The following is a 993-nucleotide window of genomic DNA, read 5'->3' as shown; positions in this document are numbered from 1 at the left end:
CCCCAGTAAACGGCGGCCGTAACTATAACGGTCCTAAGGTAGCGAAATTCCTTGTCGGGTAAGTTCCGACCCGCACGAAAGGCGTAACGATTTGGGCACTGTCTCAACGATGGACTCGGTGAAATCATAGTACCTGTGAAGATGCAGGTTACCCGCGACAGGACGGAAAGACCCCATGGAGCTTTACTGTAGCTTGATATTGAATTTTGATGCAGTATGTACAGGATAGGTAGGAGCCAGAGAATCATGCACGCCAGTGTATGAGGAGGCGTTGTTGGGATACTACCCTTGCTGTATTGAAATTCTAACCCTCGGCGTAGAAGACCGGGAGACAGTGTCAGGTGGGCAGTTTGACTGGGGCGGTCGCCTCCCAAAGAGTAACGGAGGCGTTCAAAGGTTCCCTCAGAATGGTTGGAAATCATTTGCAGAGTGTAAAGGCACAAGGGAGCTTGACTGTGAGACCTACAAGTCGAGCAGGTGCGAAAGCAGGACTTAGTGATCCGGTGGTTCCGCATGGAAGGGCCATCGCTCAACGGATAAAAGCTACCCTGGGGATAACAGGCTTATCTCCCCCAAGAGTCCACATCGACGGGGAGGTTTGGCACCTCGATGTCGGCTCATCGCATCCTGGGGCTGTAGTCGGTCCCAAGGGTTGGGCTGTTCGCCCATTAAAGCGGTACGCGAGCTGGGTTCAGAACGTCGTGAGACAGTTCGGTCCCTATCCGTCGTGGGCGTAGGAAATTTGAGAGGAGCTGTCCTTAGTACGAGAGGACCGGGATGGACGTATCAATGGTGTACCAGTTGTCACGCCAGTGGCATAGCTGGGTAGCTAAATACGGAAGGGATAAGAGCTGAAAGCATCTAAGCATGAAGCCCCCCTCGAGATGAGATTTCCCACGGATATTAAGACCCCTTGAAGACGACAAGGAGAATAGGTTAGGAGTGTAAGCACGGTAACGTGTTCAGCTGACTAATACTAATAGGTCGAGGACT

Annotated in this window: 1 rRNA gene; it reads left to right on the top strand. The window is 52.2% G+C overall.

From position 1 onward, the window contains the following. Nucleotides 1-993 (top strand): 23S ribosomal RNA (locus O3801_RS08475); the annotation flags it as partial.

Origin of the sequence: Gemella sp. 27098_8_149 (assembly GCF_041433745.1) — a bacterium.
Lineage (GTDB): Bacteria > Bacillota > Bacilli > Staphylococcales > Gemellaceae > Gemella.
Note: the sequence above shows the minus strand (reverse complement) of the source record. Positions and strands in the feature narration are given on the sequence as shown.